Raw genomic sequence first — 23,100 nt, 5'->3', positions numbered from 1 at the left:
GCCTGGTTGCGGCAAAATCGTCTGCCTATCAATCACCTGCTTCCCAAGCCCGGCTTCGGAGGCTAGCCTGTGGCCCAAAATGATCCTGGGAGAAACTTCATGCTGAAAGTCTATGGCTGCTACAAATCGCGCGCGACACGCGTGCTTTGGCTGGCGGAAGAGTTGGAATTGGCCTTCGACCACGTGCCGGTTTTGCAGGCGGTGAAGCTGGACAATCCGCTGGCCCCGGATGCGCCGCTGAACACACATTCTCCTGAATTTCTGGCGATCAATCCGTTTGGCGCCATTCCTGTGATCGAAGATGATGGGCTGGTCCTGTCGGAATCGCTGGCCATCACCCTCTACCTCGCCAAGCAATATGGCGGCGAAATCGGGCCGAAGGACTTGGAAGAAGACGCGCAGATGATGCAGTGGTCGTTGTTTGCCGCCACCGAAATCGAGCAGAATGCCCTGAAGATCTCGCGCATTGCCAATGACGACCGGTTGGACAGCGAGGCCGGCCAATCGGAAGCCGCCGCCGCCGCCCGGCTGCTGAAGCGGCCACTGTCCGTGCTGGAAAAGCATTTCGCTGCGCATGACTATGCCGTGGGCGATCGCTTTACCGTCGCCGACATCAATATTGCGGAAATCGTTCGCTATGCCCAGGCCTATCAGCCGCTGATGGAGGCCAATCCCAGCCTCAGCGCCTGGCTGACGCGCTGCCAGAGCCGCCCGGCCTTCCAGGCCATGTGGGAAAGGCGCAGCGCCGAATGAGCGAGCCGGCGCACCTTGCGCCTTCCGCCCTGACCTTGGCCCCGTTGGCGCGACACGACCGCGCCCGGGTGCTGCACCTGACGCTGCCGCAACAGCAGCAGATGTTCGCTGGCCCGATCGACGCCGTTGTAGAAGACGCCGATCCGGCGGTCGATTTCCACATGGGACTCGTGGGCGAAGAGCCGGTTTGCTTTTTCAAGATCGATCGCGCCTATGATACCAGGTTGGCCGACTTCGATTTGACGTCTGCCGGCTTCAAGACCGGTGACCTTGGCCTGCGCGCCCTGATCGTCGGCAGCCAGTACCAGGGCAAAGGCTATGGCAAGGCGGCGATGCTCGCACTTCCCGCCTATCTCGCCCATCACTACCCACCCCAGCACTATACGGGCGCCCGGGCCTTCCTGACCGTCAACCTGCGCAACCCGGCAGCAATCGGTCTCTACCTCGCGACCGGCTGGGAGGATACCGGCCAACGCTTTCTCGGCGGCAAAGCCGGACCGCAGCATCTTTTCCGACTTGGCTTCTAGCAAGCTGCGGCTCGCAGACGGCCAGACGTCAGCGGCCTCATTTTCCCCTTACAATCAATGGGTTCCTATCTGTATCCACCACCGATCCTGTGGAAAAAGAACATAAATATAAGAATATCCGAAAATAGTTATTTTCCGGCATTCAGCTGACTGTCAGGACTGAGTGACATGCGCTCACGCTGTCACACAACTGTCATGCAGGACGACGCCGATGGATCATCGAGCAAACCAAAATTCCGAACGCGGCCGAGGTACGATCTTTCCGCGCCGACCGCAGATCGGCAGCGTCACGCTGTGCCTGCTGACCGCGCTCTATCTGCTTGGTGTCACCAACCATACATTCTGGATCAAGGCGTATGGCTATCTCGTGGATATCTCGCCGCTGACATTCGCCCTGTTCGTGATCGGCATCTCGGCGATGGTTTTTGCTGTTCTCGTGCTGTTTTCCGCGCAGTATGTCACCAAGCCGGTGCTGATCCTGCTGGTGATCATTGCCTCCGCCTCGTCCTGGTTTACAGACCAGTTCGGCACGATCATCGATCGGGAGATGATCCGCAATGCCGCCGTTTCGACCGGGGCGGAGACCGCGCATCTGATCACGCCCCGCTTCGTCGTCCACATCCTGCTGACCGCCGTTCTGCCGTCACTGCTGATTGCCTGGGTGCGGATCCGCCATCGGCCGTTCTTCAGCAAGGTCCTGCACAATGCCGGCATCATTGTCGCCTGCGTCGCCGTCTTCGCGAGCTGCGCCTTTGCCGATTACCGCACCTTTGCCGGCGTCGGGCGCGCCCATAACGACATTCTCGACCGGCTGAACCCGTTCCTGCCGATCGTCAGCGCCGCCCGCTATACGATCGACGCCCATCGCGATCGCAATATCGTCGCAGCCCCGATCGGCACCGATGCACACCGGGTCAATCTTGCCGCCACGCACAAGCCGCGCGTGACCATCATCATCGCCGGCGAAACGGCTCGGGCCCCCAACTTTTCGCTGGGCGGTTATGCGCGCGAAACAAATCCTGAAATGAAGGCGCGCGGCGTCACCTATTTCAAGAACGCCACGAGTTGCGGCACGGCGACGGCCGTCTCCATCCCCTGCATGTTTTCCGACCTGACCCGGGCCGGCTATAGCCACCGCAAGGCGGCCGAACGGCAGAACCTTCTCGACGTGCTCGGTTATGCGAAAATCGCCGTCACCTGGCTCGACAACGATACCGGCCATTACAATGTCGCCGACCGGGTGCCCTATACTTTCCTGCCGTCCACGGCCGATCCGCGCTTTTGCAAGGATGGCGAATGCCTTGATGGCATACTCACGGACAAGATCGATGGCTGGCTTAATGGCGTAAAGGGTGACAGCGTGCTGGTGCTGCATCAACTCGGCAGTCATGGCCCGGCCTATTTCGCCCGCTATCCCGAGGAATTCCGCAGATTCCAGCCAGATTGCCGCGCCAATGACTTCGGCAAATGCAGTGCGCAGGAAATCCGCAACGCCTACGATAACAGCATTCTCTATACCGACCATATCGTTGGCGAAGCCATCGACAAGCTGAAGCAGCGCTCCGACACGCTGGCCGGTGCCGTCGTCTATCTCTCCGACCATGGCGAGTCCCTGGGCGAAAACGGCATCTATCTGCATGGCATGCCCTATGTCGTGGCGCCCGCCGAGCAGACGCATGTGCCGCTGGCGTTCTGGCTTTCCGACGATCTCGCGGAAGATGCCGGCTATGACCTGACATGCCTGGCGAAGACGACCGGGGAACCGCGCTCGCACGACAATCTGTTCCACAGCATCCTCGGCCTGATGGACGTGTCGACATCGGTTTACAATCCCGCGCTCGACGTGTTCTCCGGCTGCCGCCGGGCTCCGAAAACCGTGGCCCGAGCCGATTGAATAGGCATCTCGCCCTTCAACTGTTCGTGTCTCCAGGCTTTGCGGACTTGAAAGACGGCCGCCAGCGGACAAGTCTGCTTGGATGATGCGGCCGATGAGCGGCCTCATCAAGCCAGCCCATTGCAATGGGCTTCCCAAGGGAAGAAGAACAGCCGATGACCGGACGACATCAACGATTTGCGCTTCTTGCAGGCGCACTGCTCACCGCCAGCCTCGCCGCCCCGCTTCTGCCCGCCCAGGCGGCCGAACAGCTGCGGCTGCGCGGCACGGTGGAGGCTTTCGAAGGCAAGCAGCTGACGATCAAGACCCGCGAGGGCGAGACGGCCAAGGTGAAGCTCGCCGAAGGCTGGAAGATTTCCAGCGTCGCCAAGGCTGAAGCCGACGCGATCAAGCCCGGCGATTTCGTCGGTATTGCCTCGGCCCCGGGCACCAATGGCGGCAATAATGCGCTGGAAGTGGTGATCTTCCCCGCCGCCATGAAGGGCACCGGCGAAGGCAGCCGCCCCTGGGACCTGCAGCCGGGCAGCACCATGACCAACGCCACCGTCGCCAATGCCGTCAAATCGGTCGGCAGTTCCGGCACCGGCCCGACCCTGACGCTTGAATACAAGGGCGGCGAAAAGACCATCTCCATTCCTGAGGGCACCCCGGTCGTCACCTTCGCACCCGCGATCGAATCCGACCTGAAAGCCGGCGCCGTGGTCTTCGTGCCCGCCGAAAAGGCCGAAGACGGCACCCTGACCTCCAGCCGCGTTGTCGTCGGCACCAAGGGCGTCGTACCGCCGATGTAAAAGGAAGGCTTGCGGTCAGGGGCAAGCTTGCCCCGACCGCCTTGACCGGGCCGTGCCCCGTCCTATCTCCTGCGGATTGCCGTGGGAGATTGTTTTGATGTTGCAGCCAAAAGCCTTTGCCCTCTCCCTTTTCTATGCGGCCTGCGTGACCAGCTCGCTGCTTTGCCATTCGGCGCTCGCGGACAATTACAAGGCGGAACAGGCCTACAAGGCAGGTGATTTCGAAGAGGCTGTCGCCCAATGGCAGCGCTCCGTCACCGCCGATGACGGTGCGCCCGAGGCCTATTTCCAGCTTGGCCAGATGACGGCCATGGGCCTTGGAACCCATAAGAGCCTGAGCGACGCCGTTCAGTTCTATAAAACCGCCGCATTGCAAGGCAGCGCAAAGGCGGATCTTCGGCTCGGGCTTCTTTATCTCGACGGTCTTGGCCCCGACAACGATCAAGCCGAGGCCGAGCGCTATCTGCGGGCCGCCGCAGAAAAAGCGGAGGCCAGCGCCGACGATGAGGACTCTATAGCCGCCGCCCGGGTGAAGCTCGGGGATATGCTGCTGACCGGCCTCTCCGGCAGGCAGGACCCGAAAGAGGCCGCGCACTGGTATCGCCAGGCGGGCATCGATCACGGCGTCAGCGCCCAGGCTCGCTACAAGCTGGCACAACTCTACGAGCTCGGAAACGGTGTTGAGAAAGACGGCTGCATGGCGCGGCAATTGTATAAGATGGCCGTCGACGGCCATCCCGACGCAACGATGACCTCCACCGATGACCTGAAAAAGCTGACGCAGCAACATCTGGACGCCATCACCACGTCAGGGCGCTGCGCCTCGGCGGATTTCAACACGGCACTGCCCAATCTTGCCACAGCGATCGCCAGTCACGACGAGGTGCGCAAGGACGCGAATGCCGAAGCGCTGTGCCAATCGGCGGAAAATGCTGATATTCCGGCTGCGGATCAGCCAAGGCCGGAGCAACTGGCCGAGTTGAAGGGTTGCCAATCCGACGCGCTCTACTACGACTATCAAGGCAAGGGAGTGGACTATCGCCGAGCCCGCCTTTGCGCCTTCGGCGAAATGTCCGACACGAATGCCACACCCATCCAGGGACACGCCATCCTGATGATGCTGTATGCCAATGGCCAGGGCGTTGACCGCAACTGGCCGCTCGCCTTCCGCTTTGCCTGCGAGGCAGGTGGGGCTGGGGCTGAGATCAGCGGCCGCCTGAAGCATCTCGTCGAAATGACGCAGACGCCGAAACCCGATCCGATCGATTTCTGCGACGACATCACCAGTGGCTTTATGATGGGCTTCTGCTCCAGCATCGGCACTGAAAAGGTGACACACCAGCGCCAGGTCGAGCTCGACACGCTGATGAAGGCCGCGCCCAAGGCCGTGCAGGCACGCTACAAGAAACTCTATACTGCCGCTTCGGCCTTCATCACCGGACAGTCGCGTGAGGAAATCGACACAACAGGCACGGCTCGCTCCTCTATGGTCCAGGATCAGGAAGATGTGGACTGGACAGATTTCATGGAGATTATGCGCGCCGTCATGTCCAAAACATTGCCGCAGGATGGAAAAGCGGACCCGAAAGCCGAGGACAAGGCGCTCAACGAGGCGTATCGCAGGGTCATGGCCGTTCCCGACTACCAGCCTGATGCTGATGATCCGGATGGCACCCGTTCGCCCGGATTGGTAAAGGTGGCGGGCATTCGCACCGTACAGCGGCTCTGGATCACCTATCGCGACGCCTGGGTGGAATTTGCCAAGGCCGTTGATCCTGAAATGGCTGATCCTACCCTTGCTCTGGTAACCGCCAAGCGGAAGGACAATCTTTCCGTCCTGCTGGGCGAAGGCGACGATACCGTCCAGTAGAGGCAAGAGATATCCCGAAGATTGCGGGCCTGAGGTAGGCTTAATGGGTTGCGGAGGGCACGGCCGATTGCCGGCCGCCCCTGGACCACAACGCCTCTGGCGCGAGACGGGTATGATGCTTCTCAGGAATGTCTGGGGCGAACCCCCGGGGTGAAAAACAAAAGGCCCGCCCGCTTCATGACGAAGCGAGCGGGCCTTTGGCTATCCTGATCTGGCTCGGCCCGATCCGATGAGATCAGTAATAGCAGCCCCACGGCCCGCAACGGTGATAGTAATGGGGATGCCGGTCGAGGCTCGCGCCGAGCACGGCGCCCCCGAGAACGCCGATGGCAGCACCGGCGGCGACATTGCTTTCGGCTTGCTTGGCCTGCTGGCGATTGCTGTTATAGGTCGCGCCGACGCATCGGCGATAACGCGCGGTCCCCGGCTTGAAGCCTTGCGCGCTGCAGGTCATTTCCGCGTTCTGAGCCGATTCCTGCGGCGTCTGGCAGGAGGCCAGACCTGACAGCAGGACCAGTCCCGCAAGCCCGTGGATCAACAATTTCATATGTGCCACCCCTTTTCACCTCTCGCACGCCGGCCGTTTCTAGCCGGTTGCTCCACTCCATCGTCGCAATTGCGCAAAACCGATGTCGCTTATGGCAATGGCACGGGAGATGCAGGGAATCCATTAGCTCACATGTGCTAGAGCATCGTGCCGGAAACTGAACCGGTACGATGCTCTAGCCTTTCAGTCTGGCATCGGAGTGACCCGAAAACCGGCTCCTCCTTTTCGGCCGATGCTCTATTGCTCCTGCAGACGAGCAGATAGATCACGTTGAACATGTCGGGCGGCGGACGCCCCTAGGCCACTCCAGGAACATCCTCAAGCCGGGTCCAGACGGGAATGCCGCGCTCGCGCGCGATCCGCACGTCATTGTCGGCCCCTTTCGACGCGCCGGGCAGGCGCAGCACGCCATCGCACAGCGCCAGAAGCCGGCCGGCGACCGGATGAAAGATCTCTTCGTAAAGCCCATCGCCGACGTGGCTGCCGCCGGCGGCATGCCAGACCGGCAACGCCACCCATTCACCGATCATGGGCACATGCCCCGCCTTGAACAGCGCATAGGACGGTGCCTCCAGCACCTTCAGGTTGGCGGCCATCTTTTCCGGGTCATCGCCTGTGCCGGACCGATAGGGACCCGCGATCAAAATCAGCATTCTTCTCTCCTTAAAATTGCACGAATGTCCTTAAATCTGCACGAAATTGCTTGAGAGTCGAGTCTTTTTCGTCTAAATATTCAGTATCGTGGAATAACAGGTGATTTCGTGCAATGCTGACAGGTCAACGAAAGTCTCTCATTCTGGCGCGGCTGCAGCGGGACGGGCGGGTAATCGCCAAGGATTTTGCGGGGGAACTCGACGTATCCGAGGACACGATCCGGCGTGATATGCGGGAAATGGCAGCCGCTGGCCTGTTGACGCGGGTGCATGGCGGCGCGCTGCCGATCTCGCCCGACCTGCCCGATTTTTCGGCCCGCAAGAGCCGGGCCAGCACTGAAAAGCAGGCGCTTGCGGCGCGGGCGGTCGAGATCGTGAAACCGGGCCAGATGGTTTTTCTCGACGGCGGTACCACCAATACGGAAATCGCCCGGCTTCTGCCGCAAAATCTTGGCCTTGTTGTCGTCACCCATAGCCCGACCATTGCGGTCGACCTGGAACAGCGGGGGGATATCGAGGTGCTGCTGATCGGCGGGCGTCTCTATCGCCATTCCATGGTGGCGGTCGGCGCTATCGCCGCCGAAGCGATCGGCCGGCTGCGGCCCGACCTGTTCTTCCTCGGCGCCACCGCCCTGCACGCCCAGCACGGCGCCACGACCGGTGACCCCGAAGAAGCCGCGATCAAGCGGCTGATCGCCTCGGTCAGCGCCGAAACTTTTCTGTGCGTAACGGCAGACAAGCTGGATGCGCTCTCACCCTGCCAGATCCTGCCGCTGTCAGATCTCTCCGGCGTGGTTGTGGGCAGGGATGTGGAGGCCGAAAGGCTGGCGCCCTATCGAACAGCAGGGGTTTCGCTGATGGTAGCGTGAAGTGGGTGGAGCACGCTGCGATTTTTCTGGATATAACCGGTAGACCGACGCAGATCTTGATTTGGCTCCGCCCCCCTCATCCGCCTGCCGGCACCTTCTCCCCGCTGGGGAGAAGAGACAGAGACGAAAGCGTCATACACCCGACAGAACACGCACGCCCGTCCGTTAAATCCGTCTCTGCGCCTTAGCGTTCTATCGATGCGCCCCAGCGGCATTACCCGAACAACACGTCCGTCACCCTGACATCGCCAACATGGCGGCCGTTCCAGTTGTGCATGGGCTTGTTGGCCATGGCGAGAAGACCCGCCTGTTCGGCGCTGTCCTTTTCGAAATATCGGGCCAGCAGGGCGCAGATCATGGCTTCGGCGGCGCGGCTGGCGCCGTCTTCGGCTTTGACGGCAATCGACAGGCCCTGCTCTGGCAGCACAGCGCAGAACACGCCTTCCGCACCCGTCTTGGCAAAGATCTTGGCCGGCGCGATCTCCATCATTTTCGTGCAGGCCCGGCCGGTGCCGGCCACGTAGAAGGGCTCTGCCATGCAGGCGTCGATCAGGCGTCTTGACGCCTTGGCACGCACGGGTTCAAGCCCCTGCCCTGTCGCCATCTTGGCAAAGCCGTGGGCAAGGCCCTTCAATGGCACGGCATAGGTGGGGATAGAGCAGCCGTCGGTGCCGCAATGATCGGCGTCGAGCACCGCCCCGGTCAGTCCCTCCATGATAGCGCGGATGTCGCGCTGCAGCGGGTGATCGTATTCGACATATCCTTCGACGGCGTAGCCGGTATGGACGCAGGTGCAGACGAAGCCCGAATGCTTGCCGGAGCAATTGTTGTGCAGCGAAATCGGCACCTGCAGTGTACGGGCCTGGTGAATCAGGGTCTTCTGATCGGCCGACCAGTGGGCGCCGCATTCCAGCGCATCGGAATCGGTATCGGCCCGCGCCAGCATCAGGGCCGCCAGCACCACATGCTCGTCCTCGCCGGAATGGGAGGAGCAGGCCAGCGCCAGTTCCTTGTCGCCAAAGCCAAAGGCATCCGCCGCGCCGCTTTCAATCAGCGGCAGCGCCTGCATGGCCTTGCAGGCCGAGCGCGGGAAGGTGGCCGCCTCGATATCGCCGGCGGAAAAGACAACCTTGCCATCGCCATCGACCACCACGGCCATGCCACGGTGGCGGCTCTCGACGCGGTTGCCACGGGTGACTTCAACGGTAATGGGATTGGTCATTATGGAGGCCTTGATCTCTAACGATTTAAATCGATTCCGGTTTAAGGAATTGTGCAGCACAATGCGACGGCATGCTTGAAGAGACAAGCCTTTATGCCTGTTCGCTTTCAAACGAAATCTCTAAAGGGCCGGCACATCGATATGATCGGGCGCAAGCCCAGCCCTTGCCCGCGCCACCATCATCTCGAAACCGCGCTCCAGATGCCGGACGGATCGCCCGATATCAAACAGCGGCGCCACGGCGCGCCCAGCCGCCAGCCTTGAGCGCAGCGCAGCCAGTGCGTCCGGCGCCCGCGCCAGATGCACGGCAAGCTCGACGTAATCCTGCGCGGTCTGCGCTACGAGATCAGGCAGCCCCGCCGCGTTGAGCAAGCTCTCGCTGGTGCGCGAGGCGAAATGCGTACCCTTCAGGGTCAGCACCGGCAGGCCGGCAAAGAGCATGTCGGCACTCGAGGCATGACCGTTATAAGGCGTGCTGTCGAGACCGAGATCGCAGACGGCCATCCGCGCCAGTTCACCCGCCTCATCAAGGCGGGCGCCGAACACGATCCGGTCTGCACCGATGCCATTGCGAGCAAAACTGCCCAGAAGATTGCGCTCCTGCAGTGGATTGGCACGGGTCAGCAGCAGCTTTGCCTCGGGCACGCGGGCCAGAACCGCCGACCAGAGATCGATACTCTCAGGCGAGAGCTTGCGCAGATCGGTGAAGGCGCCAAACAGCAAACCATCCGCAAGCCCGAGATCGGCACGGCTCAGCACGGGCGGCTTCAACCGATCGCTGCCATCGATGAGCCAGTAGCTTTCCGGCAGGCGGCAGAACGCCTCGTGGTAGTGGACGGCGCTAGCAGGCGGTGTGACGAAATGGTCGCCGATGACATAATCGCAATCAATGCCGAGGCCGGAGCCGGAAAAGCCCATATAGGCCACCTGCACCGGCGCCGGGCCGCTATTGACCAGTTCCGGCCAGCCGCCCGATGTCGGGCCGCTGAGATCGATGAGCACATCGACGCCTTCAGCCCGGATTGCCTTGACGGCAGCGCCGAGCGGCAGATGGCCGAGCGGAATAAGCCTTCCGAGCCCTTCGCGCACCAATCCCTCAGACCATTGCATTTCCTGCGGCGTCAACGGTCGGCGGGCGATGCTGAACAGCATCACCTCGAACCGCGCGGGATCGTGCCGGGCACAAACGCTGCGCAGCGCCCGTGCCAAAGGCTGATCTGCATGGAGATCCGGGAGGAGATAGCCGAGCCTGATCCTGTCGCCGTAGAGATGCGGGCGGGCACGACGCGTGTCGCGCATCGCCGCGTCGAAGGGCTGGTAGAGGCGGCTGACATCGATCGTCGCACTGACGGCCTCGTCTGCGCACCAGACGACAGTATCGACCAATAGCTCGTTGCGACGGAAGAAGCCGTCGCCGGCGCAGAGTTTGTCGAAAGCGAGCGCGTTGGCGGTCCTGAGGTCTTCTATGGCAGCCATCTGCCGCATGGCGTGGCGCTGGTAGAGATAGGCGCGCTGATGATCGGGCTTTGCGGCAAACAGCCGGCGCGCCACCTCATAGCCGGTGAGGTGGATGGCCCCGCCTTCGGCCAGCTTCCGGTCATAGAGCTGCATGGCCCGCTCGAGCAGCAGCAGGCGGGCCGGCTCCGGCACGCCGTCGCCGGGCGCCATGGCGGCGGCGGCATAGAGGGCGGCGGCCTTCTCGGCTTGGCTGCTTTGCTGCGGCCCCACCTCTCTTTGCTTTGCCGCGCCCTGCTTTGCCGCCCAGTCATGGGCTTCGGCCATCATGGCGGCAATCGCCACCGGCACGTCGTCCATCTGTCCGCCCGCTTCCAGCTGCGACATCAACGTCAGGATCCCGGCATGGTCGCGGTGACGATAGGCGGCGGCGATGGCGGTTAAGGCCGATGCCGGGTCTAGTGTGGCAGCCATCGACAGCAGTTGCTCCGGCAGGCTCTCTGCCAGGAACGGCGTCTGCCTCGGCGGCAGTGCCGGCACGTCGATATGATCTGGAGCGAGCCCTGCCCGCGACCGCTCGGCCATCATGTCGTAGGCGCGTTCGAGATGGCGCGTGAAGCGGTCGGTGTCGAACAGTGGCGCGATGCGGCGGTTTTCGGCCAACCGCTGTTTCAGCGCTGCAATCTTGTGCGGATGCGCGGCGAAATCTACGGCTTTCGCGACAAAATCGTCTTCGTCCTCAGCCACCAGATCCGGCAGGCCGATGGCGGTGAGCAGGCTTTCGGAGACGCGCGAGGCAAATGTTTGACCGCGCTTGGTCAAAACAGGCAAGCCGCCCCAGAGCAGGTCGGACGTCGTCGTATGGCCGTTGTAGGGAAAGGTATCGAGCGCGAGATCGGCAAGTCCCACCCGGCTGACGTGATCAGGGTAATCGGCACCTTCGGCAAAGATCACGCGCTCCCGGTCAATGCCGAGCCGTACGCATTCGGTGGCGAAATTCTCCTGGAGCAGCGGACCCGAGGCCAGGATCCAGAGCAAGCTCTCGGGCACGGCCTTCAGCACCCGCACCCAGAGATCCACCGTCTGCGGGCTGATCTTGGCCGGAGAGTTGAAGGAGGCGAAGACGAAGGCGTCCTGCGGCAGCCCCTGATCGGCGCGGCTGACCGGCTTCAGCTGCGGCTTGGTGCGGCTGCAGTTGCCTTGATAGGTGTCCGGCAACCGGCAGAGCTTTTCCTCGAACCAGGGCCTGGCGCTATCAGGCGTCACGATCGGATCGGTGATGTGATAATCGAGATCAGCACCGCGCACCGAGCCGGGATAGCCGATCCAGGTGGCCTTGACCGGCGCATCCGAGAGAACTGTCGCTCCAAGCAGATGGCCGGCGGTATGGCCCTTCAAGTCGACGAGAATATCAATGCCGCGCCGGCTGATTTCCTGCGCGACCTCTTCATGGCTCATGCCGCGTACCGGCACGATTTCCGCCTGCAGCTGGGCATCCCAGGTCTTCTGCACCTGCGCCTGGCCGGCAGGCGTCTGGCAGAAAAAGGTGATGTCGTAGCGGCTGCGGTCATGGGCAACGAAGACATCGTAGAGCAGATACATCGTCGCGTGGACGGTATAATCCGACGAGAGATAGCCGATCCGCAGCCGCTCACCGGCCGGGCGGATGCCGCGGCGAGGCGTGTCGCCGCTGGGAACGGCCGTGCCGAGCTTGTTGCGGAAATTGTCGATGGCGCCGGAAGGGCCGTTCAACACAGCCGGATCGTCGCTCCAGTAGCAGCGCGACAGCGGCTGGTCGCGGTAGAGGATTTCGGCGACCAGCCTATTTTCGGGGTCGCTGACGATCTCCTGCCATTGCCGCGTTGCAGGCAGATAAAGGCTGGAGCGGCAGAACAGGAAATAATTGGTGGCGACAAAACTGTCTTCCGGCGTCTCGCGGTAACGCGCCTCGATCAACGGCTTCAGTTTGCCGGGTTTGCGCGTCAGCTGGTAGTGATTGATGATCACCTGGAAATGCCAGTTATTGCTGAGATCGAGCAGCGGCACCAGAGCGTCGAGAACGGGATGCAAGCCGGCGCCGAGCAGCATCTGCGCCATGTCGAGGATCAAGGCGGCATCGCCGGCATTGGCGTGGCCGACTTCAACGGCAATATCTGCCAGCCGGTCGGCGCGTCGCTCGGTGAGGTAAAGCCGAGCGGCGAAGGTCAGGAATTCGGCTCGCTTTTCCGCAATATGCTCGGCGGCGCGGGTAAAGGCCTCGGCAGCGGCGAGCTTCTGGCCGAGCTTCAGATGGATGTTGGCGCTCAGCATTTCCGCCTTGCCGGCCTCGTCGATCGACGTGGCTGCGGCCCGGGCGTGATGCAGCGCTTCTTCAAAGGCGCCGCGCTTGTAGGCATCGAGCGCCAGATTGATATTGTCAGCCATGCCGTGCCGCGCCACCTGTCTCTGTCATCAAAGGTGACATGTCAGCCACCATGATTGCCCGAGCCTTGTCTGCAGCAATCTCATCCCGCATCGATGGCCTCGACGTCGATATGATCAGGAGCCAGACCGGCGCGGGCGCGGGCAGCCATCGCCTGATAGGCTCGTTCCAGATGGCGCGTGAAGCGCGTGCTGTCAAACAGCGGCGCGGTGCCGCGTGCCGCAACGAGATGGCGTTTCAGCGCGGCCATGCGGGCCGGTTCGCCGGCAAGTTTGGCGGCCAGACGCACGAAATCCGCCTCGTCTTCAGCCACCAGTTCGGGCAGGCCAACAGCCGTCAGCAGGCTCTGTGACACCCGCGCCGCAAAGCAGGTGCCGCGCTTGGTCAGCACGGGCAGGCCGGTCCAGAGCATGTCCGATGTCGTGGTGTGGCCGTTATAAGGAAAGGTGTCGAGTGCGAGATCGGCAAGCGGCAGGCGGTGGACATGCTCGCCGTAATCCGTCCGTCCCGCAAACACCATCCGGGCGGGATCGATGCCGCCTTTGGCCAAGGCTGCACGCAAGTTGTCGCGGGCGAAAAGCTCCGGGCAGAGGACCCAGATCAGGCTGCCGGGAACGGCATGCAGCACCCGCAGCCAGAGCGCCAGCGTTTGCGGCGTGATCTTCTGAACACCGTTGAAGGAGGCAAAAACAAAGGCATCATCATGCAGGCCGTGATCGCTGCGGCGGGCGGGCTTCGGCTGTGGCCGGCTGGCAGCGCTATTGGCCTGATAGCTGTCCGGCAGGCGGCAGAATTTCTCGGTGTAGAAGTCAGCCGCGCTGTCTGGCGTGACGATCCGGTCGCTCAACACATAGTCGAGATCGACGCCGGAGACCGGGCCGGGAAAACCGAGATAGGTGGCCTTGACCGGTGCAGACGAGAGATTGACGATGCCGAGCCGCGCGCCCGGCGTATGGCCCTTGAGGTCGACGAGGATATCGACGCCGCGCGTATCGATCTCGGCAGCAGCCTCTGCGTCCGACAGGTTGCGCAAGCCGACGAGTTCGCCGCGCAACACGGGTGGCATAGCCTGCTGATCGGCAAGATGAGCTTCGGCCGTGTGGCAGAACAGGCTGATGCGGAAACGGTCACGGTCATGGGCGACAAGGCTGTCGAGAAACAGCGTCATCGTCGCATGCGCGTGGAAATCACTGGAGAGATAGCCGATATGCAGGCGCTCATCCTGCGCCGACATGCGCCGGCGCGGCGGCCGGGCCGCATAACTTTCGACGAGTGCCAGATGCTCGCGCACAGGCTTTGCCTGCAACGCCTCGTCCTCGCACCACAGCAGCCGCACCAGCGCCGGTTCATGGGCGAGAAGGGCTACAGTATAGGGATCGTCAGGGTTTTGGGCGAGCGCCTGATGTCGGCTGATCGTCTCGAGATCGACCATATCGTGGGCGGCATGAAAGCGCAGGCCCTCGAGACCGACATCATCCGGCAGCGTCTGCCGGCATTCGTCCAGCAGTGCTTTCAGCGGCTCCAGCTGCCAATTGGCCCGCAGCAAGCCGGCGGCAAAGACCATCGCCGGAGCGCTCGACCGATCGAGATAAGGGATCAGCTGCACCACCGCTGCGCGGGCGGCTTTGTCCCAGGGTGCGATCAGCGCTTGCGCCATGGTAAAGACGAACGCCTTGTCCCCATGGTTGAGCAGTGCAGCCTGAAGGCCGATGCGGCTGATCTCGTCCATCTCGCCAGCCTGGGAAAACAAGGCAGCGGCGAGCTTTAGAAAGGTCGCGGCCTCACTTGGGTTGGCATTGGCTGCCTGCTCAAAGGCTTTCGCGGCGGCTTTCTTGTCGCCCAGCTTGACCAGAATATTGCCGGCGAGCGCATGGGCCATGGCGCGCTGCGGCGTCAGGCGGGCGGCGACAGCCTGTGCCGTAGCCAGCGCCGCCTGGAGATCGCCGGCCTTGTAGGCCGCAATCGCTGCCTCAAGGCTTGTTGCGGGGCCTGTCATAGGGCCAGTCATGGATCGGCTCCATCAGCAACAAAAAACGGCTCCGTGCGCGACGGCAGGGCCGGCACGTCGATATGATCAGGGCCAAGCCCAGCCCTCGCCCGCTCGGCCATCATCTCATAGGCGTGTTCCAGATGGCGGGTAAAACGCTCGCTGTCGAACAGCGGCGCGATCGGCAATTGCTCGCCAAGCCTCGCCTTCAGCGCCGCAAGCTTGTCTGGATGGTGGGCGAGATCGACGGCCCGGGCGACGAAATCGTCGCCATCATCAGCGACAAGCTCAGGCAAACCAACCGCGCCAAGCAGGCTTTCCGAGACCCGACCGGCAAAGGCCCTGCCCTTTTTTGTCAGCACCGGAACGCCTGCCCAGAGCGCGTCAGACGTCGTGGTATGGCCGTTGTAGATGAAGGTATCGAGCACCAGATCGGTCGCCGACATCCGGGCGAGAAAGGTTGGATGGTCGCAGTTGCCAAAAAATACCAGCCGATCGGCAGCGATGCCCTGGCGCTTGAAGGCGAAGCGGAGATTGTCGGCCGTGACAGGGCGGGCGCAATGGATGGCGAGCAGCGAGCCCGGCACACCATCGAGGACCCGAGACCAGAGGATCACGGCCTGTCGGTCGATCTTCTGCGTGGCATTGAAGGAGCCAAACAGGAAACAGTCCTGCGGCAGGCCCACCGCCGCGCGCGCTGCCGGCCTCTGCCAGGTGCGGCCGGAGAGGCTGTTGGCCTGATAGGTTTCGGGCAGCCGGCAGAGCTTTTCGTGAAAGTGCGGCTTGCTGCTATCGGGCGTGACGATCCGGTCGGTGATGGCGTAATCGAGATCGACGCCAGCGACCGTGCCGGGAAAGCCGAGATAGGTTACCTTGATCGGCGCGTCGCAGCGGTCGACGACGTCGAGCCGCGCCCGCGCCGTATGTCCGTGCAGGTCGACAAGAATATCCACGTTGCGGGTGCGGATCGTTTCCTGGATCGCCTCGCTCGTCATGTCGCGCACGCGAATGACGCAAGACCGCAGCGCTTCCGGCCAGTTTTCCTGATAGATCTCCGCCCCCTCGGGCGAGTAGCAAAGCAGGATGATCTCGAACCGGCTGCGGTCATGGCGCAGCAGCACGTCCTCAAACAGGGTCATGGTTGCATGCAAACGAAAATCGCTGGAAAAATAGGCGATGCACAGACGGCCGTCAGGTCGGACCGGGCGGCGGCGGACCCGCTCGCCCGATAGCGCGGCATGACGCATCACCTCGAGTGCGGCGAAAGACGGCGCAGCCAGCTCGCGCTCGTCATCCGAGCGCACCAATCGCGCCCAGCCCATTTCGAATCTCGCCAGGCGCTCGCCGAAGCCTGGCTCGCGCAGCCGGGCCGCGAAATGATCCTGCACGAGAAAATCGCAGCGCTCCATGGCGCGCATCGACAGCGCCGAGAGCACGAAAGCATTGTCGGGATAGCGCGCCGCATTGGCGAGCAGGATGGCATATTGCCGGTCGACATCGTCCTTGGTCGCCTGCAGGAAGCCGATCAGCAGATCGAGATGCGGGCGCTGGTCGCAATCGAGCCCGCCGATAATGGCATGCGCTTGCGGCAACCGGCCAAGCTCGGCCAACGATTTCACCAGTTTGAAAACCACACCGGCATCGGTCGAGAGCCGGCTTTCGACATCATCGAGCAGGTCGGCGACACGCTCGAAGGCGCGTTCGGAAAACAGCAGCGTCACGGCAATCGCCAGGCACTCATCCGCCTTTGGCGACACACTGCGTCCGACCTTCGCAAAGGCCTCCGCGGCCTCACGCAGGCGCCCAAGCTTCAGCAGTGCGGAGGCGGTGATGAAATCAAGATGGCTGATACGCAGCGGATCGTGTTCGACAGCCTTTCCGGCCAGAACGAGGACCTCGCTGGGATCGCCGTTCTGATAGGCCGATATAACCGTTTCCAAGCTGGTCAAGCGATCACTCCCACGCCACAGGTTCGAATTGCCGCCCCTGGCTCACGGTCGCGCCCTGCAAACGCCCGAAGCGGAACCCAATATCGCGACGAACCCGGCCCGCTACAGCGCGCCGCAAGACCTAAGACCGGGGTCATACGCCAAGCTGTTCGGTCGCATGTGTTCCCAAACCAAAACCCTCGGCCACGGCCACGGCACAGCTCAGGCAGCATGCGCCTTGCTCCTACTGCATAAATCCTAAATCGAAATCGATTTGAGGAGAAAATCATGCCGCAAATGTAAATTGCTACAGCATCTTATGTGCGTTCGATAAAACGCACGATACCGTAGGTCCGGGAGTTTGCGCGGAACTGGAGCGAAGTTCGGATAGAGCAAAGAGTGGCGGAAAACAGGCAACAAAAAAGGGTCGCTCTCGCGACCCTTCCATGAGACCAAGTCTCATAAGCAAACCCGGTAGCAACACGCCACCGAAGGAAGACGGGATCAGATCGAGGGCTGCCCCTTTCCGATCATCACCTTACCAAAGCCTGCCGTAGAGACCATAAGCTCACTAGACATTGGATCACCTTCCTTTCGTTACGTTGAACATGCTTATAAGGTAATCGAGATTTTCATAAATTCAAGCGGGAACTGAAAGATCTCGAATTTTTTCCGAGACCGGTCCTTTTGTGGCCTCCGCCTCAAAACTCTTCCCAGTCGCTGCGCACCGCAACGGCTGCACTGCCCTGACCTGCCAATGCCGGTCTGCGGCCGCCGCGTGGACTTGCCCGGTCTGCCGGCCGGGCCGCCGAAGAAGGACGCGCTGACGCCCGAGACGGAAGATCCGTGCCGGCCTGCAGCCGGAAGCGCGACAGCAGATTGGCAAGGTTGCTCGCCTCGTCGGCCAGCTTGCTGGTGGCGGCGGTGGTTTCCTCCACCATGGCGGCATTCTGCTGGGTGGTCTGATCCATCTCGTTGACGGCGGAATTGACTTCGGAGAGGCCGGTTGCCTGTTCTGTCGCGGCAAGCGCAATCGACTTGATATGTTCGTTGAGCTTGACGACATGACCGCCGATCGTGCCGAGCACATCGCCGGTCTCGGTGACCAGCGCCACGCCGCCGGCCACTTCGGTGCGCGAGCGGGTGATCAGCGTCTTGATGTCCTTGGCCGCCGTTGCCGAACGCTGGGCCAGTTCGCGCACTTCCTGGGCGACAACGGCAAAGCCCTTGCCGGCTTCGCCCGCGCGCGCCGCTTCAACGCCCGCATTCAAGGCAAGAAGGTTGGTTTGGAAGGCGATCTCGTCGATGACGTTGATGATATTGCCGATCTCGTTGGAGGCCTGCTCGATGCGTTCCATGGCAGACACGGTGTTCTTGACCACTTCATGCGAATGGTCGGTGCTCTGGCGCGCCTGCGACACCATAGTCGCCGCCTCGGCCGAGCGATCGGTGGAGCTTTTCACCGCAGACGTGATTTCCTCGAGCGCTGCTGCCGTTTCCTCGAGCGAGGCCGCCTGCTGTTCCGTGCGTTTGGAAAGGTCTGAGGAGGCGTGGCGCAACTCGCCGGCGCCAGAATTGATCGTGTCGATGGCAGCACGGACTTCCAGCATGACGGCCCGCAGGCTTGCCATCGTCGCGTTCATATTGGTCTGAAGATTGAAGAAGACGCCCTTGAACTCACCGCGCATTTCCTCGGTGAGGTCGCCTTGGGCCAGCGCGGCGACGACGCGGTTGGTCTCGGCCACACCGAGATCGACGGAGGTCACCAGTTCGTTGACGCCTGCGGCAAAGCGGTTCAGGTCCTCGTTTTCATAGTTCTTGCGAATGCGGGCGGAGAAATCGCCGGCAACGGCGGCCGAAACCACTTGAGAAATATTGCTCTGCAGATCGGCGTTCTGCTCCTGCAGCGCCGCCTCCTGGGCATTGAGGTCGCGGACCTTCTCGGCATTCTGCTTGAAAACCAGAACGGCGCGGGCCATGTCGCCGATCTCATCCTTGTTGTCGGCATAGGGGATGGTGCGCAACAGGTCGCCCTTAGCAAGGTCTTCCATGCAATCGGTAATGCGCCCGATGGGCGCGGCAATCGCCCGGCGTCCGAAAATCGCCGAGCCGATCATCAGCAGCACGAGCAAGCCGGACAGACACAGCGTGATGGTCGAGGCGGTATTCTGTAGGGAGAGACGCTCCTGGTTGGCGTCTTCGACCTTCTGCTTGACGACAACCACGGTCTCGTCGACCAGAGACGCCAGTTCATCGCTCATCTTCTTCATAGGCCCGATGATCGGCGCCAGATCCTTGGGGGGATTGGCGGAGGCCGATTTGAGCTGCTGCACAGCCGTCGCGTAATTGGCAATCAGTTCGGCGGTCCGTGCGGCGCGTTGCTGATTGGCGGGCAGGCGCATATCGGCCTTGGCCAGGGCCAGATATTTCTCGGCGGAGTCGCGTCTCTTCTGGAAGTAATCAAGCGCATCCTGCCGCTGCTGATCGTCGGTGGCAAGACGCATGTCGGCGACGGCGGTATCCATGCCGCGCAACGAAGCCTTCATATCAACGATGTTGCGGGCGATGGCCGACTGAACCTGCCCTTGAATCACAGCGTCGTCCACCGACCGACCCAGCAACCAGCTGGCCAGCGAAGCGACAAGCACAAGCGAAATGCCCGCGCCGGACATAACGGATAATTTGCTACCGATGCGGGTAATGCCGAACACCATAAACGGGATCCTTGCCTGGAGTAGAGATCGATGCCCTATTGAGATCGGTCTGCACGGCTAACCGACTGAATCCCGAGAAAACTTCAATACAAGCAAGTGGATAGTGCGTAACTTTATTTAAGGAGTTCTTAAAAAACGACATGGGATGACGCAGATTGTGTTTGACTTATATGAATTTCGACCCGGCCCCTGCTTTTCCCCAGGGTGTAGCGCAGCCTGTTTTCGCGCGAAGAGAAACCTAGCCTTTTGGTTGCATTTCTCTGGCAATACATTGCGCGGACGGTGATTGGCGCCTTACGCATAGGCAGGACCTCGAACGTGAACCGCCAGGCAGCCGCGTTCAACCCAGCCTTCGTCGCAGGCCATGGTGGAACAATGACGGATATCGTGCGTTAGGAGGTCGTTTTAGGATTTGTATGTTGCATCAATGATTTCAGGCTGACTGCCTTGAACGCGAGGCGTCATTCGCGCTGTGGGGGACAGGCATTTGAAACTTCCGCAAATTTCCCGAAGCCGCGAATCCGGCCCGCCCCTCGATGATGAAATTCAGGCGCTCGACGTAACCATCCCATTGAAATCAGCCGATCTCGTCGAGAAGATTCGGACCGAGATGAGCTCCGTCGGCTTGGTCGATAAGCCCGTTCTGTTGAAATTCGGCTTGCCCGCGATCTGGATCGTGACCGTGATCGGGTATGTCTCGCTTTGGCATGACAATACGAATGAGCCCAATATCTTCACCTTCTTCGATACACTCAGCCTGCAGGCGGTTCTGCCAACTGTCTTGTTTCTGCTGCTGGTCTCCGCCCTGATCGTCATCCGCCACGTCATGGCGCCCATCCGGCAGGCTTGGCGTCTGAGGCTGCTTGTCGCGCGTACCATCCTCAACCATCGTCCGGAAGCACGATATCGGCTCGAAACAGGCGGCATTGCCTTCCATTTCGGGTCGCTTGCCAGTCTGAGAGACTGGTCCCAGATCGACACGATCGAGATCGACGAGCGCTATGCCAAGTTCATCACCTCAATGACATCAGGTCAAATCGTGCTGCCTCTGCGGGATTTGAACGCCGGGGAGCGTCAACTTCTCAAGACCTGGATCGATGCGAAAAAGGCCGGTATCGGCCGGGACGACCGGCTGACCACGCCCCGCTACATGCCATTGACCGCGGCTTTTGCCGCCGAGGTCGGAGCGGAGATCGATTCTGCCGCAGGCCAGACCGAACTGGATGATTTCATCGTGCGTATCAAACGGCTCAGCCGCACACCTGTTATCATCCGCTTTACCCTGGCGATTACACTGATCGCCTGCCTTCGCTGGTTCTTGATGATACCGGCCGTCACGGCCTTCTATTGGGTCATCGACCCCTTCCGTCTGCCGCTCTCGGTGGCCTGGCCGCTCTATGTCGATATCGTCAGCAACACAATCTCGTTCTCGGTAGGGATGGCCGTGATACTGCTGCTGATCAACCTCGTCTTCTACTGGCCGGCGCAAACAATCCATGCCAAGAGGCTCAGCAAGAAATATCTGGCCCGGCAAAAGGCCCTCGCCTTGAAGATAACCTGGACGGAAAACGGTATTCTGCTTCAGGAAAAATATGAGGCGACATTCTGCCCATGGGCCGGCATGAGCAAGGTTGAAGAGACGCGCGATTATTGGCTGTTCATGACACGTGACAACAATGTCTTTGCCATCCCGAAGCGGATGATCCCAGCGTATCAGCACGAAGCCTTCAACGTCTTTCTCCATCAAAAACAGGGCGAAAAGGGAGCGCAAAGATGATTCGCATAGGCATCATTATGTCCATTGCTCTTTTTGCGCAGACCGCCGTTGCGCAGGAGCAGCAGTCGCAATCTCGCCCGCTTGATATCGGTCACGGCATCACTGCGACACTGTCCGACGACTGGCAGGAGGAAAGCCGCGAGGAGGATAACGGCAACCAGTATATTGCACTTGAATGCATATCGCCGGACTGTGAGCGCAGCCTCGAAACCTGCCATATCGTTGCCTTCGGCAAGCCGATCGAAGGGCCCGACGATGCAGCGCGCCTTGCCAGTCTGTACGACAGCCCGACCAGTCAATATTTTCGCATGCGGGCGGCGCTGATTTCAACCAGCCAGGATGCGCAGTTGCTCCAAACCCTTAAATTGCAGCGCATAGGCCCTCGCGATTGGTGGATCATCGAAACCGATGCGCACCATAACATGAAATCGGGTCTCTTCGCCGATACCGTAATCGACGGCTGGCGTGTGCGCTTTACCTGCAAGACCTGCGAACGCGGCAGCGTCCGCTATCAGAAGGCCATGCAGATCCTCGAAAGCGTCCGCATGGCCAACCCGTCCTGATCTGTAAGCACGTAAGATCGTGGCTGCTCGGCAGTCTCAATCCGGCTGAATGCCGAGCAGAACCAGATCACAACGTCAGCACGATCTTACCGATATGGCTGCTGTCTTCCATCAGCCGATGCGCGTCCGCGACCTTGTCGATCGGGAAGACGCCGTGGATGACGGGCGCGACCGTGCCTGCGTCGAGCAGCGGCCAGGCGCTGGCCACGAGGTCGTCGCGGATCGCACGCTTTTCGCTTGCCGTGCGCGGGCGCATGGTCGAACCCGTCACCGTCAGGCGCTTGACCATGATGGGCGCGAGGTTGAGTTTCTCGACCGTGGAGCCGCCGAGAAAGGCGATGATCGACAGGCAGCCGTCCTTGGCAAGGCTGGCGATGTTCTTCTCGAAATAGGCCGCACCGATCATGTCGAGAATGATGTCGACACCCTTGCCGTCGGTCTCGGCCTTGACCACCTCGGCGAAATCCTCGGTTTTGTAATTGATCGACCGGCGCGCGCCGAGCTTGACACAGGCCTCGGCCTTCGCCTGCGATCCGACCGTGGTCAGCACATCGGCACCAAAGGCTTTGGCAAGCTGAATGGCCGTCGTGCCGATGCCGGACGAGCCGCCATGGATCAACACGGTCTCGCCTTCGGTCAACCCGGCCATCTGGAACAGATTGGCCCAGACGGTGAAGAAGGTTTCCGGCAGCGCCGCCGCCTTTACCGCGTCATAGCCTTTCGGCCAAGGCAGGACCTGACCCTGCGGAAGGGTGCAGAATTCGGCGTAACCGCCGCCATTGGCAAGACCGCAGACCTTGTCGCCGACGGCATAATCCGTCTCGCCTTCGCCGATGGCAACCACCGTGCCGGCCACTTCAAGACCGAGAATGGGACTTGCGTCCTTCGGCGGCGGATAGCTGCCCTGGCGCTGGGCCACATCGGGCCGGTTGACACCTGCTGCTTCGACCTTGACGAGCACCTCGCCGGCCTTTGGCGCAGGCACCGGCCCGCTTGCCATGGTCATCACGTCAGGTCCGCCGAAGGACGGAAGATCGACGTAGCGCATCGTAGTGGGAAGCGTCATTGTTTGCCCCTGGACTAACTCTACCTCAGCCTTATCTAGTGATCGGCAGGCAAAAAGAAAAG

Annotated in this window: 16 protein-coding genes; 8 read left to right on the top strand and 8 right to left on the bottom strand. The window is 61.4% G+C overall.

Going from position 1 to position 23,100, the window contains the following annotated elements:
• Nucleotides 1-99: 99 nt before the first annotated feature.
• From BJF91_RS03475 to BJF91_RS03455, 5 genes are all read left to right on the top strand, one after another.
• Complete coding sequence (locus BJF91_RS03475) at nt 100-753, top strand: glutathione S-transferase family protein (protein ID WP_075613070.1); 654 nt, start codon at nt 100-102, stop codon at nt 751-753.
• Nucleotides 750-1,280: a GNAT family N-acetyltransferase gene (locus tag BJF91_RS03470; RefSeq protein ID WP_083943091.1), complete on the top strand. Its 531-nt coding sequence runs from the start codon at nt 750-752 to the stop codon at nt 1,278-1,280. Before BJF91_RS03475 ends, BJF91_RS03470 begins: the two co-directional genes overlap by 4 nt.
• 211 nt (nt 1,281-1,491) lie before the next feature.
• Nucleotides 1,492-3,174, top strand: coding sequence for a phosphoethanolamine transferase (locus BJF91_RS03465; protein ID WP_075613069.1), 1,683 nt, complete (start codon nt 1,492-1,494; stop codon nt 3,172-3,174).
• A 155-nt stretch (nt 3,175-3,329) separates the two neighbouring features.
• A complete protein-coding gene (locus BJF91_RS03460) occupies nt 3,330-3,965 on the top strand; it encodes a hypothetical protein (protein WP_075613068.1) in 636 nt (211 codons plus the stop codon).
• A 97-nt stretch (nt 3,966-4,062) separates the two neighbouring features.
• On the top strand, nt 4,063-5,835 hold the full coding sequence (locus BJF91_RS03455) for a lysozyme inhibitor LprI family protein (protein ID WP_075613067.1): 1,773 nt from the start codon (nt 4,063-4,065) through the stop codon (nt 5,833-5,835).
• A 235-nt stretch (nt 5,836-6,070) separates the two neighbouring features.
• Here the strand turns inward: BJF91_RS03455 and BJF91_RS03450 are convergent, their stop codons facing one another.
• Both BJF91_RS03450 and BJF91_RS03445 read right to left on the bottom strand, forming a co-directional pair.
• Nucleotides 6,071-6,382 carry a hypothetical protein gene (locus tag BJF91_RS03450; protein WP_075613066.1) on the bottom strand — a complete coding sequence of 104 codons (312 nt, stop codon included), beginning with the start codon at nt 6,380-6,382 and terminating at the stop codon, nt 6,071-6,073.
• Nucleotides 6,383-6,678: 296 nt separating this feature from the next.
• On the bottom strand, nt 6,679-7,035 hold the full coding sequence (locus BJF91_RS03445) for a DUF4406 domain-containing protein (protein WP_075613065.1): 357 nt from the start codon (nt 7,033-7,035) through the stop codon (nt 6,679-6,681).
• 113 nt (nt 7,036-7,148) lie between these two features.
• Here BJF91_RS03445 and BJF91_RS03440 point away from each other — a divergent pair, with 113 nt between their 5' ends.
• Nucleotides 7,149-7,904: a DeoR/GlpR family DNA-binding transcription regulator gene (locus BJF91_RS03440; protein WP_075613064.1), complete on the top strand. Its 756-nt coding sequence runs from the start codon at nt 7,149-7,151 to the stop codon at nt 7,902-7,904.
• Nucleotides 7,905-8,118: 214 nt separating this feature from the next.
• Here BJF91_RS03440 and BJF91_RS03435 read toward each other — a convergent pair whose 3' ends face one another.
• The 5 genes from BJF91_RS03435 to BJF91_RS03415 all read right to left on the bottom strand — a co-directional run bounded on the left by BJF91_RS03435 (nt 8,119) and on the right by BJF91_RS03415 (nt 19,632).
• Entirely contained in the window at nt 8,119-9,126 is a 1,008-nt protein-coding gene (locus BJF91_RS03435) for an asparaginase (protein ID WP_075613063.1), read from the bottom strand.
• A 120-nt stretch (nt 9,127-9,246) separates the two neighbouring features.
• The gene (locus tag BJF91_RS03430; protein ID WP_075613062.1) at nt 9,247-13,005 is read right to left on the bottom strand and encodes an O-linked N-acetylglucosamine transferase, SPINDLY family protein; all 3,759 of its coding nucleotides are present in this window, start codon (nt 13,003-13,005) and stop codon (nt 9,247-9,249) included.
• Between the two features lie 80 nt (nt 13,006-13,085).
• Nucleotides 13,086-15,011, bottom strand: a complete 1,926-nt coding sequence (locus BJF91_RS03425) for an O-linked N-acetylglucosamine transferase, SPINDLY family protein (protein ID WP_075613061.1) — start codon at nt 15,009-15,011, stop codon at nt 13,086-13,088.
• Nucleotides 15,008-16,939 carry an O-linked N-acetylglucosamine transferase, SPINDLY family protein gene (locus tag BJF91_RS25245; RefSeq protein WP_075613060.1) on the bottom strand — a complete coding sequence of 644 codons (1,932 nt, stop codon included), beginning with the start codon at nt 16,937-16,939 and terminating at the stop codon, nt 15,008-15,010. The genes BJF91_RS03425 and BJF91_RS25245 overlap by 4 nt, the downstream gene beginning before the upstream one ends.
• Before the next feature lie 680 nt (nt 16,940-17,619).
• Nucleotides 17,620-19,632 carry a methyl-accepting chemotaxis protein gene (locus BJF91_RS03415; RefSeq protein ID WP_075613059.1) on the bottom strand — a complete coding sequence of 671 codons (2,013 nt, stop codon included), beginning with the start codon at nt 19,630-19,632 and terminating at the stop codon, nt 17,620-17,622.
• Between the two features lie 487 nt (nt 19,633-20,119).
• On the opposite strand from BJF91_RS03415, the gene BJF91_RS03410 reads away from it, so the two are divergent.
• On the top strand, nt 20,120-21,409 hold the full coding sequence (locus tag BJF91_RS03410) for a YcxB family protein (RefSeq protein WP_075613058.1): 1,290 nt from the start codon (nt 20,120-20,122) through the stop codon (nt 21,407-21,409).
• Between the two features lie 17 nt (nt 21,410-21,426).
• Complete coding sequence (locus tag BJF91_RS03405; protein ID WP_139310568.1) at nt 21,427-21,972, top strand: hypothetical protein; 546 nt, start codon at nt 21,427-21,429, stop codon at nt 21,970-21,972.
• Between the two features lie 67 nt (nt 21,973-22,039).
• Here BJF91_RS03405 and BJF91_RS03400 read toward each other — a convergent pair whose 3' ends face one another.
• Nucleotides 22,040-23,038: an NAD(P)H-quinone oxidoreductase gene (locus BJF91_RS03400; protein WP_075613056.1), complete on the bottom strand. Its 999-nt coding sequence runs from the start codon at nt 23,036-23,038 to the stop codon at nt 22,040-22,042.
• Nucleotides 23,039-23,100: the final 62 nt, after the last annotated feature.

This window comes from Gillisella taibaishanensis, from assembly GCF_001938985.1.
GTDB lineage: Bacteria > Pseudomonadota > Alphaproteobacteria > Rhizobiales > Rhizobiaceae > Allorhizobium > Allorhizobium taibaishanense.
Note: the sequence above shows the minus strand (reverse complement) of the source record. Positions and strands in the feature narration are given on the sequence as shown.

Coding starts and splice junctions, on each gene's coding strand:
- BJF91_RS03475 (WP_075613070.1), top strand. CDS start 100: ATGCTGAAAGTCTATGGCTGCTACAAATCGCGCGCGACACGCGTGCTT.
- BJF91_RS03470 (WP_083943091.1), top strand. CDS start 750: ATGAGCGAGCCGGCGCACCTTGCGCCTTCCGCCCTGACCTTGGCCCCG.
- BJF91_RS03465 (WP_075613069.1), top strand. CDS start 1,492: ATGGATCATCGAGCAAACCAAAATTCCGAACGCGGCCGAGGTACGATC.
- BJF91_RS03460 (WP_075613068.1), top strand. CDS start 3,330: ATGACCGGACGACATCAACGATTTGCGCTTCTTGCAGGCGCACTGCTC.
- BJF91_RS03455 (WP_075613067.1), top strand. CDS start 4,063: ATGTTGCAGCCAAAAGCCTTTGCCCTCTCCCTTTTCTATGCGGCCTGC.
- BJF91_RS03450 (WP_075613066.1), bottom strand. CDS start 6,382: ATGAAATTGTTGATCCACGGGCTTGCGGGACTGGTCCTGCTGTCAGGT.
- BJF91_RS03445 (WP_075613065.1), bottom strand. CDS start 7,035: ATGCTGATTTTGATCGCGGGTCCCTATCGGTCCGGCACAGGCGATGAC.
- BJF91_RS03440 (WP_075613064.1), top strand. CDS start 7,149: ATGCTGACAGGTCAACGAAAGTCTCTCATTCTGGCGCGGCTGCAGCGG.
- BJF91_RS03435 (WP_075613063.1), bottom strand. CDS start 9,126: ATGACCAATCCCATTACCGTTGAAGTCACCCGTGGCAACCGCGTCGAG.
- BJF91_RS03430 (WP_075613062.1), bottom strand. CDS start 13,005: ATGGCTGACAATATCAATCTGGCGCTCGATGCCTACAAGCGCGGCGCC.
- BJF91_RS03425 (WP_075613061.1), bottom strand. CDS start 15,011: ATGACTGGCCCTATGACAGGCCCCGCAACAAGCCTTGAGGCAGCGATT.
- BJF91_RS03415 (WP_075613059.1), bottom strand. CDS start 19,632: ATGGTGTTCGGCATTACCCGCATCGGTAGCAAATTATCCGTTATGTCC.
- BJF91_RS03405 (WP_139310568.1), top strand. CDS start 21,427: ATGTCCATTGCTCTTTTTGCGCAGACCGCCGTTGCGCAGGAGCAGCAG.
- BJF91_RS03400 (WP_075613056.1), bottom strand. CDS start 23,038: ATGACGCTTCCCACTACGATGCGCTACGTCGATCTTCCGTCCTTCGGC.